At 66.1% G+C, this 16,358-nt stretch carries 13 protein-coding genes; 6 read left to right on the top strand and 7 right to left on the bottom strand.

Features of this window, described 5'->3' with window-relative positions; genetic code table 11:
- Positions 1-6: 6 nt before the first annotated feature.
- Together AC1DDA_RS10480 and AC1DDA_RS10475 are read right to left on the bottom strand one after the other, a co-directional pair.
- Positions 7-456 (bottom strand): hypothetical protein, encoded by a 450-nt coding sequence (locus tag AC1DDA_RS10480; RefSeq protein WP_441512895.1) that lies wholly within the window; start codon positions 454-456, stop codon positions 7-9.
- Between the two features lie 271 nt (positions 457-727).
- The gene (locus AC1DDA_RS10475) at positions 728-2,434 is read right to left on the bottom strand and encodes an alpha/beta hydrolase (RefSeq protein WP_476795709.1); all 1,707 of its coding nucleotides are present in this window, start codon (positions 2,432-2,434) and stop codon (positions 728-730) included.
- A gap of 178 nt (positions 2,435-2,612) precedes the next feature.
- Between AC1DDA_RS10475 and AC1DDA_RS10470 the strand changes: the two genes are divergently transcribed.
- Genes AC1DDA_RS10470 through AC1DDA_RS10460 form a run of 3 tightly spaced genes read left to right on the top strand, consistent with a single transcriptional unit; the run spans position 2,613 to position 5,920 of the window.
- A complete protein-coding gene (locus tag AC1DDA_RS10470; RefSeq protein ID WP_476795708.1) occupies positions 2,613-3,083 on the top strand; it encodes a MarR family winged helix-turn-helix transcriptional regulator in 471 nt (156 codons plus the stop codon).
- The gene (locus AC1DDA_RS10465) at positions 3,076-4,374 is read left to right on the top strand and encodes an HlyD family secretion protein (protein ID WP_476795707.1); all 1,299 of its coding nucleotides are present in this window, start codon (positions 3,076-3,078) and stop codon (positions 4,372-4,374) included. The genes AC1DDA_RS10470 and AC1DDA_RS10465 overlap by 8 nt, the downstream gene beginning before the upstream one ends.
- Positions 4,367-5,920 (top strand): DHA2 family efflux MFS transporter permease subunit, encoded by a 1,554-nt coding sequence (locus tag AC1DDA_RS10460; RefSeq protein ID WP_476795706.1) that lies wholly within the window; start codon positions 4,367-4,369, stop codon positions 5,918-5,920. The genes AC1DDA_RS10465 and AC1DDA_RS10460 overlap by 8 nt, the downstream gene beginning before the upstream one ends.
- Before the next feature lie 552 nt (positions 5,921-6,472).
- Here the strand turns inward: AC1DDA_RS10460 and AC1DDA_RS10455 are convergent.
- Complete coding sequence (locus AC1DDA_RS10455; RefSeq protein WP_476795705.1) at positions 6,473-7,915, bottom strand: undecaprenyl-phosphate glucose phosphotransferase; 1,443 nt, start codon at positions 7,913-7,915, stop codon at positions 6,473-6,475.
- Positions 7,916-8,065: 150 nt separating this feature from the next.
- Positions 8,066-8,440 (bottom strand): VanZ family protein, encoded by a 375-nt coding sequence (locus AC1DDA_RS10450; RefSeq protein WP_441512888.1) that lies wholly within the window; start codon positions 8,438-8,440, stop codon positions 8,066-8,068.
- A 410-nt stretch (positions 8,441-8,850) separates the two neighbouring features.
- Between AC1DDA_RS10450 and AC1DDA_RS10445 the strand changes: the two genes are divergently transcribed.
- On the top strand, positions 8,851-10,245 hold the full coding sequence (locus AC1DDA_RS10445; RefSeq protein WP_476795704.1) for a DUF2793 domain-containing protein: 1,395 nt from the start codon (positions 8,851-8,853) through the stop codon (positions 10,243-10,245).
- 125 nt (positions 10,246-10,370) lie between these two features.
- On the opposite strand, the gene araD is transcribed toward AC1DDA_RS10445, so the two are convergent.
- The 3 genes from araD to AC1DDA_RS10430 all read right to left on the bottom strand — a co-directional run bounded on the left by araD (position 10,371) and on the right by AC1DDA_RS10430 (position 13,852).
- Positions 10,371-12,104, bottom strand: coding sequence for an L-arabinonate dehydratase (gene araD, locus AC1DDA_RS10440; protein WP_476795703.1), 1,734 nt, complete (start codon positions 12,102-12,104; stop codon positions 10,371-10,373).
- 139 nt (positions 12,105-12,243) lie between these two features.
- Positions 12,244-13,161, bottom strand: a complete 918-nt coding sequence (locus AC1DDA_RS10435; RefSeq protein ID WP_476795702.1) for a dihydrodipicolinate synthase family protein — start codon at positions 13,159-13,161, stop codon at positions 12,244-12,246.
- Positions 13,151-13,852, bottom strand: coding sequence for a GntR family transcriptional regulator (locus AC1DDA_RS10430; protein ID WP_476795701.1), 702 nt, complete (start codon positions 13,850-13,852; stop codon positions 13,151-13,153). Before AC1DDA_RS10430 ends, AC1DDA_RS10435 begins: the two co-directional genes overlap by 11 nt.
- A 195-nt stretch (positions 13,853-14,047) precedes the next feature.
- Between AC1DDA_RS10430 and AC1DDA_RS10425 the strand changes: the two genes are divergently transcribed.
- The gene (locus AC1DDA_RS10425; RefSeq protein ID WP_476795700.1) at positions 14,048-15,034 is read left to right on the top strand and encodes a Bug family tripartite tricarboxylate transporter substrate binding protein; all 987 of its coding nucleotides are present in this window, start codon (positions 14,048-14,050) and stop codon (positions 15,032-15,034) included.
- Between the two features lie 94 nt (positions 15,035-15,128).
- Entirely contained in the window at positions 15,129-16,139 is a 1,011-nt protein-coding gene (locus AC1DDA_RS10420; protein ID WP_476795699.1) for a DUF2891 domain-containing protein, read from the top strand.
- The last annotated feature ends 219 nt before the right edge of the window (positions 16,140-16,358 follow it).

Genomic DNA, 16,358 nt, shown 5'->3' with positions numbered 1-16,358 from the left:
TCCAGATCAGCAGCGGCTGTAGACGAAGGTGCCGTAGCGCCGGTTCGCGTCCGGATCGACGAAGCGCATCACCAGCTCCTTCTGCGAAACCGAGAGCAGCTCGCGATCTTGCGGATCGCCGGCCGGCGCCTCGAAGCCGACATAGCTCTTGCCGCCCGGGCCGGCCTTCAACCGGAGCTCATAGGGCTTGGGGTCGTCGGCGACATGCATCATCACGCCGTCGCCGGGGCCCTTCGTGATCGTATAGGGCTGCTTGCATTGCGCCCGCGCTTCGGCCTCGGTGCGCTTGCGGTCCTTTTCGGTGTGGAAGGAGGCGATGCCCCAGCGGCCCACCAGCGCATCACGCGTGACATTGGTCGGAGCCGGGGCGGTGTCCGCGACGCTCGCCACCGGCGACAGCGTCTCGCCGCCGCCACAGCCTGAGAGCAACAGCGCCAGAAGCAGGCTTCCGCTCAACGAACCGATTCCGGCACCGGAACCTCCGGCCCTAAACCCTAGCTGTCTCATCGGTCCTCCATCGCGATTGGTCAGAGTCGAAGCGATGCATCATGGTGAAAGGCAAAGGGGTGGCCGATGCTAGGACAGCATGGCCCTTGTCATTGATCCTGGAGCTGGTGATCGCGCGGCGTCCATCGGCTTCCCGGAGGGCCCCCTGGCCAGAGATGCAGCAGCACAGCCGCAAACGCGATCGGGATCAAGCCCCTTTGCCGTTCTTTCATCGGCGGAGCTATCCGCCCCGGTTGTCGTATGGGTCGTTGGCGGGGCGCTCGGCGCCTGCCCGAGCCCGCGCCCGCGCGGCCAGATCCCGCTTCAGGGCCGCGAGTTCCTCCGCCGACCAGCGGCCGGGGCCGAGCACTGCCGTCCACGCCTCGACATAGTGTTCGGGCGCGTAGACATGGCCGTAGCCGATGGGGGTGCTGGTCGCCACGGCCATGTCGAGCGCCAGCTGCAGCATCGTGACGATCGGATACCAGCGCAGCTCGGACGACACGTCCGGCCCGCGCGGAGACTGCATCCAGGCCGGCTGCCGGTAGGCGTCGCGATAGTCGAAGAAGACGATGGGGTCGCTCGCATATTGCAGATAGACCAGCCGCATCGGCCCCCAGGGCCGGTCGGGCGGGACCGTAGGGCCGTTCTGGTTCATGAAGCGCACGATGCGCCCATCCCCGAATTCGGGGAGCCATTGCGGCGTTCCCGGATTGCGGGCCTCGGTGATCGAGCGCCAGCCGCGGGTTTCGAAGGGCGGGCCGCTCCAGAGCGCGCCGTCGATCGGATCGCCGATCATTTCGAACAGCTCTGCGGATTTCTCCGAGTTCATGGCCCCAAGGCTGAGGCCGTGCAGATAGAGCTTCGGGCGCGTGTCGTGGGGCAGGGCGGTCCAGTATCGATAGATTTCGCGGAAGAGCGCGCGGGCCGTCTCGGCTCCGTATTCCGGCTGGGTCAGAAGGGAGAGGGGGCTGCTCAGATAGGAGTATTGCACCGCGACGCTGGCGACGTCGCCATCGCGAAGATGCTCGAGCGCATCCATCGCGGAGGGATCGACCCAGCCGGTGCCCGTCGGCGTGACGACGATGAGCGTCGAGCGGGAGAAGCCGCCGACGCGCTTGAGTTCCTCCAGGGCGAGCCTGGCCCTTGCTTCCGGCGTTTCGGCGCCGCGCAGGCCGACATAGACCCGGATCGGCTCCTGGGCGGGGCGTCCGGTCTGCTTGCCGATGCTCTCGGCAGTCGGGCCGGCGGCGATGAATTCGCGGCCGGCGCGGCCGAGCTCCCGCCAGTTGACGAGCGAGGCCGGGCTGCCGGTCTTGTTCGGAGCGGTCGGCTGGGCGCGCTCCGGTTCGAGCAAGGCATCGAGCTCGCGATAGGATGAATCCAGCACGCGGAAGGCCGCGCTCGCCAGAACGTTGCTCGCCAGCGACCAGAACAAGAGCGCGGCGAGGCCGATCCCGATGATGTTGGCGAGCCGAACGGGGATGTATCGCCGGATAATTCCGACAAGCCAGGCGGCCAGCCGCTTGAACAGGCGCGCGATGACCAGGACCAGCACGAAGGTCGCGAGCGCGACAAGGCAGAGCTTGGCCGGGTGTGAGCTCGGTAGCAGTGGCAGGCTGAAGACGGCACGGACCGAGTTTTGCCAATCCGCCGCCTTCCAGAGAAACCACAGTGCGATCAGCACCGACAGGGCAAGGATCACGGCATTCGCCGGGCGCCGCAACCGCGCCGAAGGCTCCGACAGTTCGAGATAGCGCCAGAGCTGCCGGGACGAAACGCCGAGGCCATAGCCGATCGCAAAGCAAATGCCGGCTAGCGCTCCTTGCGTCAGATAACTGCGGGGCACGAGGGTGGGCGTTAGGGCGGCTGCGAACAGCAGGGTTCCCAGCGCCAATCCCACACCTGACAGCGACGCCAACTGCCCGCGAATCCAACGCCCCAGCACGCTACTCCCCCCGCACGGGACGCTCGGGCTGATCCCCGACTGCGCTCCCGCCGGGCGAAGGTAGCCGCGGCCGATCGCGCCTGGCAATGCGCGCCATGCAGGGGGGACGTACCGCGCGACCATGGCCCCGCGCTTGGCATGGCTGTATCAGGATATTATATAGGTGCTTATGACAAGCATGCCTACAAAGCCGCCGCCGACCGTTGGCTTCCTCCTGCACGATGTCGCGCGCCTGCTGCGCAAACGCTTCGAGCAGAACGCCCGCGACACCGGGTTGACGCGCTCGCAATGGCAGGTGCTCGCTTATCTCGACCGGAATGCTGGCATTCAGCAGGGGATGCTCGCCGAGCTGATCGATGTCGAGCCGATCACCGTCGGCCGGATTGTCGACAAGCTGGAGAGCTGCGGGCTCGTCGAGCGCAGGCCGCATCCGACCGACCGGCGCAGCTGGCAGCTCTACCTGACGGAGAAGGCCGGGCCGACGCTCGATACAATGCGCGGGCTCGGCGAAGTCACGCGGGCTGAGGCGTTCGGTGCGATTCCGGAAGCGGAGCGCGCGCGGCTGCTCGGCCTGCTCGAAACCATGAAAGAGAATCTTGTGGCTGCCTGCCAATCGCCGGCTGCCGAAGGACAGGCCCGCCATGGATGACGTTGCCAGAAGAGCCGATGCCGGCACGACAAGCGCTTCCGACCCGGAGATGCGCGACAACGTGACCGAGATCAAGCGCGCCGGAGAGGCCAAGGCGCCGTCGACCCCCGCCGACAAGGCGCCCGAGGCAGCGCCCATCGCGACTTCCGGGGTTCCGGCAGCGCGTCCTGCCCGCAATCGCAAGCGCCAGCTGCTCTTCGCGCTGCTGCCGATCGCCCTGGCCGCGGGCGGCTACTACTACGTCACCGGTGGTCAGGTGATGTCGACCGACAATGCCTATGTGCAGGCCGATATCGTCGGCATCTCGACGGATGTCGCCGGCATCGTCAGCGAGGTCGATGTCCGCGACAACCAGCCGGTGAAGGCTGGCGAAGTGCTCTTCCGGCTCGACGACAAGCCGTTCCGTTTCGCGCTGGAGCGGGCCGACGCGCAGATCGGCGTGGTCAGCAACGATCTCGAGGCGCTGAAGGCGACCTACAAGGGCATGCAAAGCCAGATCGCCCAGGCCGAGAGCGATATCGCGTTCTTCCAGACCACGTTCAAGCGCCAGCAGGATCTCGCCACCAAATCCGTCGCGTCGCAGGTGACCTATGACCAGGCCAAGCACGATCTCGACGGCGCGCAGCAGAAACTGGTGCAGTTGCAGACCCAGCTCGCCGGCATCGCCGCCGGCCTGAACGGCAACCCGGATGCTCCGGTCGAGGAGCATCCGCGCTATCGCGATGCCGTCGCCGCTCGCGCCGAGGCTGCGCGACAGCTCGACCACACCGTGGTGCGTGCGCCGATGGACGGCATCGTCACCAACGTGCCTTCGCTGCAGAAGGGGCAGTATCTGGCGGAGGCGACCAACGCCTTCAGCCTGGTTTCCACCGATCATGTCTGGATCCAGGCGAACCCCAAGGAGACCGAACTGACCTGGGTCCGGCCCGGGCAGAAGGCCGAGGTCTATGTCGACACCTATCCGGGCGCGAGCTGGAGCGGCTCGGTCGACAGTATCAGCCCGGCCTCGGCGGCAAGCTTCTCGCTGCTGCCGGCGCAGAACACCAGTGGCAACTGGGTCAAGGTCGTCCAGCGCATCGCCATGCGGGTGAAGATCGAGACGCCGCCCGACAGGCCGCAACTGCGCGCCGGCATGAGCGTGACGCTCGATGTCGATACTGGCCATGCGCGCGGGCTGCCGGACTTCGTCGGCTCGGCCATGGGCATGAGCAAGAACCCGGGCATGAGCAAGAACCCGGGCATCAGCAAGAATCCTGGCATGAGCAAGAAGACAGAGAACAACCATGGCTAGCGCCATCGCCGCGGCAGCGACCCCGGTCGCCAACCGCGGCGCCATCACTGCCTGCGTCATCCTCGCGGTGATCATGCAGGCGCTGGACACGACGATCGCCAATGTCGCGCTGCCCTATATCCAGGGCAGCGTCTCGGCGAGCGCCGACCAGATCAACTGGGTCCTGACCTCCTACATCGTCGCGGCGGCAATCATGACGCCGCCCTCGGGCTTCCTGGCCGCGCGCTTCGGGCGCAAGCGGGTGCTGTCGGTGGCGATCATCGGCTTTGTCGTCGCATCGATCCTGTGTGGCGCGGCGCAGTCGCTGCCCCAGATCGTCGGCTTTCGTTTGATGCAGGGTTTCTTCGGCGCGGCGCTGGTGCCGTTGTCGCAGAGCATCCTGCTCGATATCTACACCCCCGAGGAGCGCGGGTCGGCGATGGCGCTGTTCGGCGTCTCGGTGATGGTCGGGCCTGTGCTGGGGCCGGTGATCGGCGGCTGGCTGACCGAGAACATCTCCTGGCGCTGGGTCTTCTACATCAACCTGCCGCTCGGCATCCTGGCTTTGGTCGGCGTCTCGATCTTCGTCAGCGAGACCAGGTCCAGCGCTGCCGCCAAGCTGGACTGGATCGGCTTCGGCGCCCTCAGCATCGCGATCGGCGCGCTGCAGCTCTTCCTCGATCGCGGCGCGCAGCTCGACTGGTTCGACTCCTTCGAGATCATCGTCGAGGCGACCGTCTGCGTCGCGGCGCTCTACATCCTCGTGGTGCACACTTTCACGGCCGAGAATTCCTTCATCAAGCCGCGGCTCTTCCTCGACCGCAATTTCTGCGTCGGGCTGATCTTCATCTTCATCGTGGGCATCTGCTATCTGGCGTCGCTTGCGCTGATGACGCCCTATCTGCAGACGCTGATGGGCTATCCGGTGGTGACTGCCGGCGTCGTCATGGGACCGCGCGGCCTCGGCACCATGGTCTGCATGTTCGTGGTCGGGAAGCTGATCGGCAAGGTTGACACGCGCATCCTGCTGGGCTCGGGCCTCTTGGTCAGCGCCTGGGCGATGTACGACATGGCCGGCTGGACGCCCGACGTGTCGCAACAGACCATCATGCTGACCGGCTTCCTGCAGGGGGCTGGGCTCGGGCTTCTGTTCGTGCCTCTGACGACGATCACCTTCGCGACCTTGCCAGCGGAGTATCGCGGCGACGGCACCGGCCTCTACAACCTCTCGCGCAATATCGGCTCGAGCGTCGGCATCTCGCTGGTCGCCTATCTGCTCACCCGCAACGTGCAGGTGAACCATGCCGAGATCGCGAATTACGTTACGCCGTTCAACCGTATCTTCGATACGCCGGCGATCAAGGAGGCCTGGGATCCGCTGAAGCTCGCGGGGCGCGCCGCGCTCGACGAGGTCGTGACGCGTCAAGCCACGATCATTTCCTATGTCGACGACTTCAAGCTGCTGATGATCCTCTGCCTTGCCGCGCTGCCTTTCCTGGCGCTGCTGCGCACGCCTCGAAAAGAGGCCGCCGCCCCGGCCGACGACCATGCGATGGTGATGGAATAGCATCGCGCGCGAGCCGGCGGCCGGATGGAGCTGACCTTAGGTTAACCTCGTTCGGCCAAACTCGGCGGAATGTTCACCTTGGGCTTTTGCGCAGATCGATTTCAGTCGATTATCATCGCGTCGGATTAACGCAATTTTAACGCTATGAGCCCGTGCCATGCGACCAGAGCGCGTGCATCGAATTCCCACTCCGTTCCGCATCTCTAGCCCGGCTCGCGTGCCGCGGGCGGCAAACGACAATGTTCCCGAAAACCGGGCGAGCTTGACGAGCTTTTTTGCCGGGCGGTCCGTGATCTTCGGGACGCTGGTGTTGGCGCTGGCGATCATGTTCGGCTGCGCCGTCTGGCTCGGGCGGGGCATCTGGCACCTGTTCTCATAAGAGGTGCGAGCCGGCCATCCTTGCCGGCCGCTTTTGCCGGCGCGAAGCCGCGCAATGCGCGGACAATGGCGCGCCGACCCGGCCTGGTCGCAACAAGGCCTGACAATGTTTCATATAATCAATAGGTTATAGGCGGTTTCCGAAAGGTTGATTCAAGTCACCTGGGCCCGCGTCTAACGCGCGTTGGTGAAAGCCTTGCGGCTGAAGACGGTTCTGAGCAGGATCGCGACATCAAGCCAGAACGACCAGTTGTCGATGTACCAGTGATCATAGGCGACGCGCTTGGCCATCTTCTCGTCGGTATCGGTCTCGCCCCGAAAGCCGTTCACCTGAGCCCAGCCGGTGATGCCCGGCATGACGTTGTGACGGCGCGCATAGTTGGCGATCCTGCGCTGGAACTCGACGTCATGGGCGAGCGCATGGGGCCGCGGTCCCACCAGGGACATGTCACCGGCAATCACGTTCAGAAGCTGGGGCAGCTCGTCGAGATTGTAGCGGCGGAGAAGCCGCCCGACTCTGGTGATACGGGGATCGTTGCGCTTGGCCTGGACGACGACCTGCCCGTCATCGGTCGTGGTCATGGTCCGGAACTTGAAGATGCGGAACGCCTGCTGGTTGAAGCCATAGCGACGCTGCCGGAACAGGATCGGGCCGGGCGAGTCGAGCCTGATCAGGGCGGCGATCATGATGAGGAGCGGCAGGGTCAGCACCAAACCCGCGACTCCCGCGACCATGTCGAAAGCGCGCTTGGCTGCGATCTCTGCCCCAGATAGCGGCTGCCGGGTCAGGCGCAGGCTGGAAAACGAGCCGGAGCGAACGAAATGCGGCGTCTCAAAACGCTCCATGATCGGCTCGGGCGCGAGATGGATCGCGACCGGAAGATTGGTGAAGGCGCTGACGCAGGCCTCGATCGTCTGCTGTTCCGACCAGGGCAGGGCGATGAGGACGGCATCGGGCCGCCCGGCCCGGCAGTTTGCCACGGCGGCGGCCAGATTGGCAGCGAGTTCCGACCGATTGCCATTCCGGCCGGGTTTAAGGAACGCAACGTCGGTGATCGCGAAACCGACATGCCAGGGTTTGTGCCGGGCGACGAAGGACATCACGTTGTCTTCCTGCCCGATCAGGAAGACGCGCTCGGCCGTGATCCGGCCTGCCTTGCTGCCGGCTGCAACCCACCGGGCAAGAAGAGAGCGCGAGAGCGCGATCACCGGTATTCCGGCGAAATAGGTCGTGAAAATGACAATTCGCGAGTAGTGCCCGGTGATCTTGGCGACGAAGATCAACGCCAGGAACGCGACCATCGTGATGTTCCAGACCGAGAAAGCCGATGCGATCTGTCCCTGGGGCGAGAGGTAGTTTTTGAGCTGATAGCGCCCTTGCATCAGATTGATGAAGACGAAGATCGTCATCAACATCGCTGCCAGCTCGGGGGCGGCGCGATCCATGCCGATTTCATGCTGGGTTACCAGATAATAGGCGGCCGACGCCCCCGCAACGAGAGAGCCGACGATGAACGCGTCGCTCGCTGCGGTCAGCGGCCCGAGCCAGTGCCGCCAGAGGCGCCGCCGGCTCGCGGACGTCGTCAGCAGCGTGCTGTCCAGATCGTTGACGCTCATGTCACCCCGCCCCAGATCCGAGCTGCAGCGACGCCCTGTCCCAATGCGGGACGCGGGCGCGCAGCGGATCGTCTTGAAGGCTGAGGTGGCAATGCCTGTGCCGCCGGCAGGTGGACCAGATCGGAACACCGGATCGAGCAGGCCCGACGTTCAGAAGGCGTTGCGGAAGCGCCGGAGCATGTATTCGAAGGAACTCGCCATGGCGGAGCCGATAACCGCACCCATGATCTTGACCAGCGCGTCATGAGGCAGCCCGTGACGGGTCATCTCCAGCGTCTGCAGCCATTCCAAACCGGCGGCCAGAGCGACCAGACCAGGCAGCACGAGCCAGCGCTGGCGCGGGTAAGCGAAGGTCAGCAACGCGCCAGCGGCGAGATAGGCAAGGAAGCGTTCGACGTCCGGCCCCAGGTTCAGAAGGTGTGGCCGGGCATCGATCGGCGACAACGTCGACACGATGATCACGAGGAGGGCGGTCCAGCCGATCAGCACGGCGGCGCGGCGCAACTTGTCGAGGGAGGCGTTCAAACCGGGACTCCGAATGCTGGCGGGACGCGCAGCAAGATTTAGGCCAGCACTGTCAGAATCGTTTCGCACCGATGCGCAGCTATGCCTTTATGGCAAGGTAAAAACGGCGAAGCAATGGCATAGGTCAAAACTGTGTCATGTCTTCGCGCCGGCTATGCTGTCGCAAGGGCGCGGGGACAGCGTGTCGGCGATGAATGGGAGAGATTTCATGCTGAAGAGTTCTGCCGCATCGTCGGCGGCGCGGATCGCGCGCGGCGCCAAGGCGATCTATGCATCTCCTCGCTGATCAGCTGGTTCCAGCCTGCGGCCGCGCCGCTGCGGCTGAGCCGGCCGACTTATCCCCGGCGCCGGCAGCCGCTCGATAATCCCCCTCGCGACAGCCCGGCGCTGCATCCCCTTCGCGAGGCCTCATGACCGATACCCCCCGACTTTCCCTGCCCCTGCTCGCAGCCGGGCAGGCGCAGAAGCATGTGACCCACAACGACGCCCTGATACGGCTCGATGCCTTGATCCATCTGGTCGTCGACAGCCGCACGCAGGCCGCGCCGCCGGCTTCGCCGACTGAGCTTTCCGCCTATATCGTGCCGCCGGGCGGCGCGGGTGTCTTCGCCGGCCGGACCGATCAGTTAGCGCTGTTCGAGGATGGCGGCTGGACGTTCCTGACGCCCCGCGTGGGCTGGCAGGCCTGGATCGCGGATGAGGCGGAGCACAATCTCTGGACCGGGACGGAATGGCGGCGCGCCAGCCCTCTGAGCAGCCTCGGGGCCGAGCGCTGGGGGATCAACGCGACGGCCGACGCAACCAATCGTCTCGCCGTGTCCTCCGAGGCCAGCCTGTTCAACCATGCGGGCGGCGATCATCGCCTCAAGATCAACAAGGGCTCCGCCAGCAACACCGCGAGCGTCCTGTTCCAAAGCAACTGGTCGGGGCGGGCCGAATTCGGCCTGTCCGGAGACGACGATTTTCGGGTCAAGGTCAGCGCGGATGGCTCGTCCTGGCACGATGCAATCGCGATCGATCGCGGGACGGGCGGCGTGGCGCTCCCCGGCTCGGCCTGGGCGGCCGGGCAGAACCTGCTGATCAACGGCGATCTGCAAATCAACCAACGGGGCTTTGGGGGCGGCGCGCTCGCGGCGGGAAGCTACGGCTTCGACCGCTGGAAGGCGGCGAGCGGGGGCGCCAATCTTTCACGGAGCGGCTTCGCGATCACGCTGAGCTCCGGCGGAATCGTGCAGGTCGTCGAGCCGGCGCTGTGGGGCCTTGCCTCCTTCGCCGGTCTGTCGCTGACGCTTTCCGTCGAAGGGCTGAGCGGAGGCAATCTCTCGGTCGCCATCGGCAGCCAGTCCGGCACGATCATGGCAGGCGCAGGCCGCCGCTCGGTGACGCTGACGCCGGCTGTGGGGGACACGGGCGCCTTGACGGTACGGTTGTCCCCGAGCGCCGGGACGGTCAACTTCGCCCGCATCAAGCTGGAGCAGGGGAGTATCGCTACCGCTTGGCGCGCGCGCCCGCTCGCGATCGAGCAGATGCTGTGCCGACGCTACCATTGGCGACCGGACGGACAGATCCTGCTCGACGCTTACCAGGCCGCGGCGGCGGGGGCACGCCAGAGCATCGGGATGCCCGTGCCGATGCGCGCGACGCCGGCCGTCAGCTTCTCAGTTTCGCAGGAAATCAACGTGCAGGGCAGCGACCGCGGTGTCGTCGCCCAGTCGCCCGAACGGGCCTATGCCCATGTCACCGCGCAAGCGCTGGGGCGGGTGCGGGCGGCGTTCGACGCCGTCGCCTTCGATGCGGAGCTGTAAGGCAGCGCGTCATGCTCGGGCTTGACCCGAGCATCGCGGGACAATCGGTTCTGGAGCCTCGTTCGGCAGGCGATTCTCAGGCCCGCGCAGGGGGGGCGGCCTGAGACCGGCGCTACCCGCTTGCCTCAATGGATTTCCGGCTCCGCCACCTTGGCGGTGCCTTCGAGATAGTCGAAGTCGCAGCCCTTGTCGGCCTGCCGGATATGGGCCGCGGACATCTTGCCCCAGCCGCGCGGATAGTCGCGGTTGGGCGGCGTCCAGATTGCGAGGCGGGCTGCGATCTCGGCGTCCGTGAGGTTCACAGAGATGCTGCGGGCCTCGACATCGACGCTGATGATGTCGCCGGTCTGCACCGCGGCTAGCGGGCCCTTGATGTAGGCTTCCGGCGCGACATGCAGGATGCAGGCGCCGTAGCTGGTGCCGGACATGCGGGCATCCGAGATGCGCAGCATGTCGCGCACGCCCTGCTTCAGGAGCTTTTTCGGGATCGGCAGCATGCCCCATTCCGGCATGCCGGGGCCGCCGACCGGGCCGCAATTCTTCAGCACCATGATGTGATCGGCGGTGACTTCGAGGTTCTCGTCATTCACGGCCCGCATCATCGCGTCGTAGTCCTCGAAGATGAGGGCCGGGCCGGAGTGCTTGAGCAGGCGCGGCTCGGCGGCCGAGGGCTTGATGACGCAGCCATCGGGAGCGAGATTGCCCTTGAGCACGGCAAGCCCATTCGCGGTCGAGACCGGGCGATCGAGCGGGCGGATGACGTTGTCGTCATAGACGTTGGCGAGCGCGATGGTCTGCGCCAGCGGCTTGCCGGTCACTGTCATCGCGTCGGTGTGGAGCTTGCTCTCGAGCTGCTTCAGTAGGGCCGGCAGGCCGCCGGCATAGAAGAAATCCTCCATCAGGAAATCGCCGGAGGGGCGCAAATTCGCGATGACCGGGACCGTGCGCGAGAAGGCGTCGAAATCATCAGGCGTCAGCGGCACGCCGGCGCGACCGGCCATCGCGACGAGATGGATGATCGCATTGGTCGAGCCGGCGACGGCCATATGCACCGTCAGCGCATTCTCGAAGCTCTTGCGGGTCAGGATCTGGTCCGGAGTCAGGTCTTCCCAGACCATCTCGACGATGCGTTTTCCCGCGGCGGCGGCCATGCGCGGATGGGCGGCGTCGGCGGCGGGGATAGCGGAGGCGCCGGGCAAGGTGAGGCCGAGCACCTCGGCATGGCTCATCATCGTCGCGGCCGTGCCCATCACCATGCAGGTGCCATAGGAGCGGGCGATGCCGCTCTCCATGTCCTTCCACTCACCGTCAGTGATGTTGCCGGCTTCCTTCTCGGCCCAGTATTTCCAGACATCCGCGCCCGAGCCCAGCACCTTGCCGGCCCAGTTGCCGCGCAGCATCGGCCCGGCCGGGACGAAGATGAAGGGAAGCCCCGCGCTGCAGGCGCCCATGATCAGCGCCGGCGTGGACTTGTCGCAGCCGCCGAGCAGCACGGCGCCGTCGAGCGGATGGGAGCGGATCGATTCCTCCGTCTCCATCGCCAGGAAGTTGCGATAGAGCATCGTCGTCGGCTTCTGGTACTGCTCCGAGACCGACATCACCGGGATCTCGATCGGGAAACCGCCGGCCGCCCAGACCGCGCGCTTCACCGCTTCGGCGCGGTCGCGCAGATGGGTGTGGCAAGGGTTGATCTCGGACCAGGTATTGATGATGCCGATCACCGGCTTGCCCATGAACTCCTCATGAGCAAAGCCCATCTGCAAAGCCCGCGAGCGATGCCCGAAGGAGCGCAGGTCGCTCGCCCCGAACCAGCGCCAGCTGCGCAGGGTCTCGGGCGTCTTGCGGGGGCGGGCGGACATGGGCGCTTCCTCGAATTCTTGTCGTTCTAAGCGGTACTGGCGTCATGGTCGGACTTGACCCGACCATCTCGGAAACCAGTGTCATCTTGTCATGAGATTCTCGGGTCTGCGTTCCGCTCCGCCCGAGAATGACGGTTTGTCACTCTGCCGCGGCCTTCGCTGCACCCCAGCTCGACACGATGCCGCGCAGCTCCGCCCGCTCGCCCTCGTTCAATTCCGGCAGGCCGGGCAGGCGGACCGGGCCGACATCGGTGCCGAGCAGGCCGAGCGCCTCCTTCACCACCGTGACATTGGCGCCGTTGCCGTATTTGGTGCGCAGCTTCTCGAAGCCCGCGATGGCGTCGACCTCGCGGCGCGCCGTGGCGTAGTCGCCGGCTTCCAGCGCACGCCAGACGGCAAGCGAGCGTTCCGGCGCGACGTTGATCAGTCCCGAAGTGAAGCCGCGGGCGCCGAGCGCATAGAAGGGCGCTGCCCAGCCTTCGGCGAGGCCGCAGATCCAGTTGGCCGAGGTGCCCAGTGTCTCGCGCACGCAGTCGGCGAGCAGCATCATGTTGCTGGAGGCGAATTTCACGCCGACGACGTTCGGATGGGTCGCGACGCGGATCAGGTCCTTCACGCCGATCGCGTCCGAGCGGATATAGGCGACGAGCGGGATCGGCAGTGCCTCGACGATGGCGAGGATGTAGTCGGCCTGGGATTGCGGCGCGGCGAAAGGGTCGAGCGGGTGATGCACCATCGCGGCGTCGCAGCCGGCCTTCGCCGCCAGCTTTCCGGTCGCGATGGCTTCGCGCAGGGAGCGGCCGATGCCGGCGGTGACCAGCGCCTTGCCGGCGGCCGCCTCCGCCGCGACGGCATGCGAGCGCTCCACCTCGGCTGTTGTCATCGGGTAGAATTCGCCGGTATTGCCGGCCGAGACGATATTGTGGATGCCGGCCTCGGCGATGCGCCGGACGATTTTGCCCGTCAGGGCCCAGTCGGCTTCGCCATCCGCGTTCCAGGCGGTGACGTGGACGCCGGAAATGCCGCGCAGCGCACTGCGCAGCTTGTCATTCGTCATAGTCCAGTCCTTCCTGATCCGCGCCGAAGACCAGCCGCACATGGGCCTTCGCCGAGCGGACGATGTGGCGGCGCATCCTGAGTTCGGCGAGCGCGGGATCGCGCGCCAGGAGCGCCTCGTAGATGCTGCGGTGTTCCTCGAAGCCGCGGCGGCGTTCGGCCAGCTCCGAATGCAGCGAAATGCGCTGGGCATGATCGTACATGCGCTGGCCGTCGAGCCGGCGCTCCAGATAGGTGCAGCCGGAGATGCGATGGATCGCGCGGTGATAGGTTTCGTTGAGCGCGACGAGATCCTCGAGGTCGCCATGCTCGGTCGCCTGCTCCATCTCGGCGATCAGCCGGGCAAGGTCTCTCTCGTGGCTCCCGGTCAGGTGGTTCGCCGCGATATGGGCCATGACGCTTTCGAGCGCGGCCCGGCCGAGCGCCATTTCCAGCGCCTGCCGGGGCGAGAACTCGACGAAGACGCCGCGGCGCGCCTCGGTGCGGACCAAGCCCTCGCTTTCGAGCTTGCGGATCGCGTCCTTCACCGGCGTCGTGCTGACGCCGAGCATCTCGGCGAGATGGCGCTCGTTCAAACGTTCGCCATTGCGGAAGCGGCCGGCGACGATGGCGCGGCGCAAGCGCTCATGCACGTGCTCGCGCAGGGAGCGCAGCAGATCGGGCGCTACGGGTTCGACGGCAGGCTGCAACATGGTTCTTCCGAGGTGCGGTGTCGGGCCGCTGCATCGCGGCTGCGAGTCCTGGCGCCATGACCCACCAAACAGCACAAAGCGTTACGTGCGGCAATCTGAAATTTCAGATTTCAAATCTGTGATCCTGTGTTATCGATCGAGCAAGCGCCCGTCATGAGGCGCAGGCGGAATTGTCCGCTACGGGGAGACGAACCGATGAGCATGACGCGCAGAACCATCATCGCCGCCGCCTGCCTTTCCGGGGCGTGTCTTGCCGCGGCAGGCCCCGCCTTCGCGCAGGGCGACTATCCCGGCGGCAAGGTGGTCACCATCGTCGTGCCCTTCGCGGCGGGCGGCACGACCGATCTGCTCGGCCGTATCCTGGCCGACCGGCTCGGCGCACGTCTCGGCGGCAAGTTCATCGTCGAGAACCGGGCCGGCGCCGGCGGCAACACCGGCGTTGCTGCCGTCGCGCGTGCGCCGGCGGACGGCTACACGCTGACCATGGGCACGGTCTCGACCCATGCGATCAACCCGGCCGTCTACGCCAAGCTGCCCTTCGACCACGTCAAGGATTTCGCGCCGATCTCGCAGGTCGCGAGCGTGCCGAACATCCTGATGGTCAATATCGACCTGCCGGCCAAGACGGTTCCCGAGCTGATCGAACTGCTCAAGAAGAACCCGGGTAAATATTCCTTTGGCTCGTCGGGGGCGGGCACCTCGACCCATATGGCGGCAGAGCTGTTCAAGGTCTCGACCGGCACCGATATGGCGCATGTGCCCTATCGTTCGAGCGGGCAGGTGACGCAGGATCTGCTCTCCGGCCAGATCCAGATCACCTTCGACAACATCACCATCGCCTGGCCGCATGTGCAGGACGGCAAGATACGCGCTCTGGCGACGGCAACGCCGCAGCGGCTGGAGGTCGCCAAGGACATGCCGGCGCTGGCCGAGTTCATTCCCGGCTATGACGCCAGCTCCTGGCATGGCTTCTTCGCGCCGTCCGCCGTGCCGAAGGAGATCGTCGCCAGACTCTCGACCGAGACGCAGGCGATCATGCGCGAGCAGGCGGTGATCGATCAGCTCAGGAAACTCGGCGTCGATCCGGTCGGCTCTTCGCAGGAGCAGTTCACAGCCCATATCGCCTCGGAGACGAAGCGCTGGGCCGAGGTGGCGCAGAAGGCGAATGTGAAGATCGAGTGATCGCATCTGGCGCTTTCCAGCGCGCCGAAGCAGTCTCCGGCGGACGGCCCACGACCTCGTCGATGCGTCGCGCCGAACCGGAGACTGCCGAGCCATGACCACCCCCGTCCTGACCGAAGAGATTGCGCTTCGCTTCGCCCGGATCGCGCTCGGCCATGTCCGCCGGGAATATCCGAACAAGCCGGATCATACGCTCGCCGGGCCGCAGGATGCGCTCACGCCCAGCGATCTGCATCCGGTGTTCTATGGCAGTTATGACTGGCATTCCTGCGTGCATAGCTACTGGATGCTCGCACGCCTGCTCCGGCGCTACCCCGGGATGGAAGCCGCCGCCGATATCGTCGCGCTGTTCGACGCGCAGCTCGTCCCGGAGAAGATTGCGGTCGAGTGTGGCTATCTCGCCAGGCCGACGGCGCGCGGCTTCAAGCGACCCTATGGCTGGGGCTGGCTCCTGAAGCTCGCGGCCGAGCTGAAGGGGCTCGATGACGGGCGCTGGGGCAGGGCGATGGCTCCGCTGGCGGAGGCCTTCGCGCAGCGCTTCCGCGATTTCCTGCCGATCGCGACCTATCCGGTCCGTGTGGGCACGCATTTCAACACCGCCTTTGGCCTTCGGATGGCGGCCGATTATGCGGCTGCGACCGAGGACGGGGCATTCTTGACGCTGCTGCGCGAGACGGCGTTGCGCTGGTACGGCGCCGATGTCGATTGCCCGGCCTGGGGCGAGCCCAGCGGAGACGATTTCCAATCCTCGACACTGATCGAGGCGGAATGCATGCGCCGCCTGCTGCCGGCGGAACGCTTCCTGCCCTGGTTCGAACGCTTCCTGCCGCATGTCGCGCAGAGCGAGCCGGCTATTCTGTTCAAGCCGGCCATTGTGAGCGACCGGACCGACGGCAAGATCGCGCATCTCGACGGGCTGAATCTCAGCCGGGCCTGGTGCTGGAGCGCGCTCGCCGCGGGGTTGCCGGCGGGCGATGCACGGCGGCCGATCATCGCGGATGCGGGGCGGCGGCATCTCGAAGCCGGGCTGCCGCATATCGCCGGCGATTATATGGGCGAGCATTGGCTCGCGACCTTTGCGGTGCTCGCCATCGAAGAGCGCTAGCCGCCGAAGCAATGAAGGTTGCTTCGACCGGGCGCGGCCCGAGAGGCCGGGGTCACGAAGCTGTAACCCCGGGACCGGAGATACCCGGACAAACCTGCACAAGAACGCCCGTCTGACGCCGAGCGCATCGTCATGACCGCAGCTCGGCCCCTCGCCGTTGCCCCCGCGCAATTGCAGCCGTCCCGCACAGCCCGAGCGGAAAGCTCTCCAGGACAAAGC

Source organism: Allobosea sp. 10N428 (assembly GCF_056394545.1).
The sequence above is the reverse complement of the archived record's forward strand: the minus strand, read 5'-3'. Positions and strand labels throughout refer to the sequence as shown.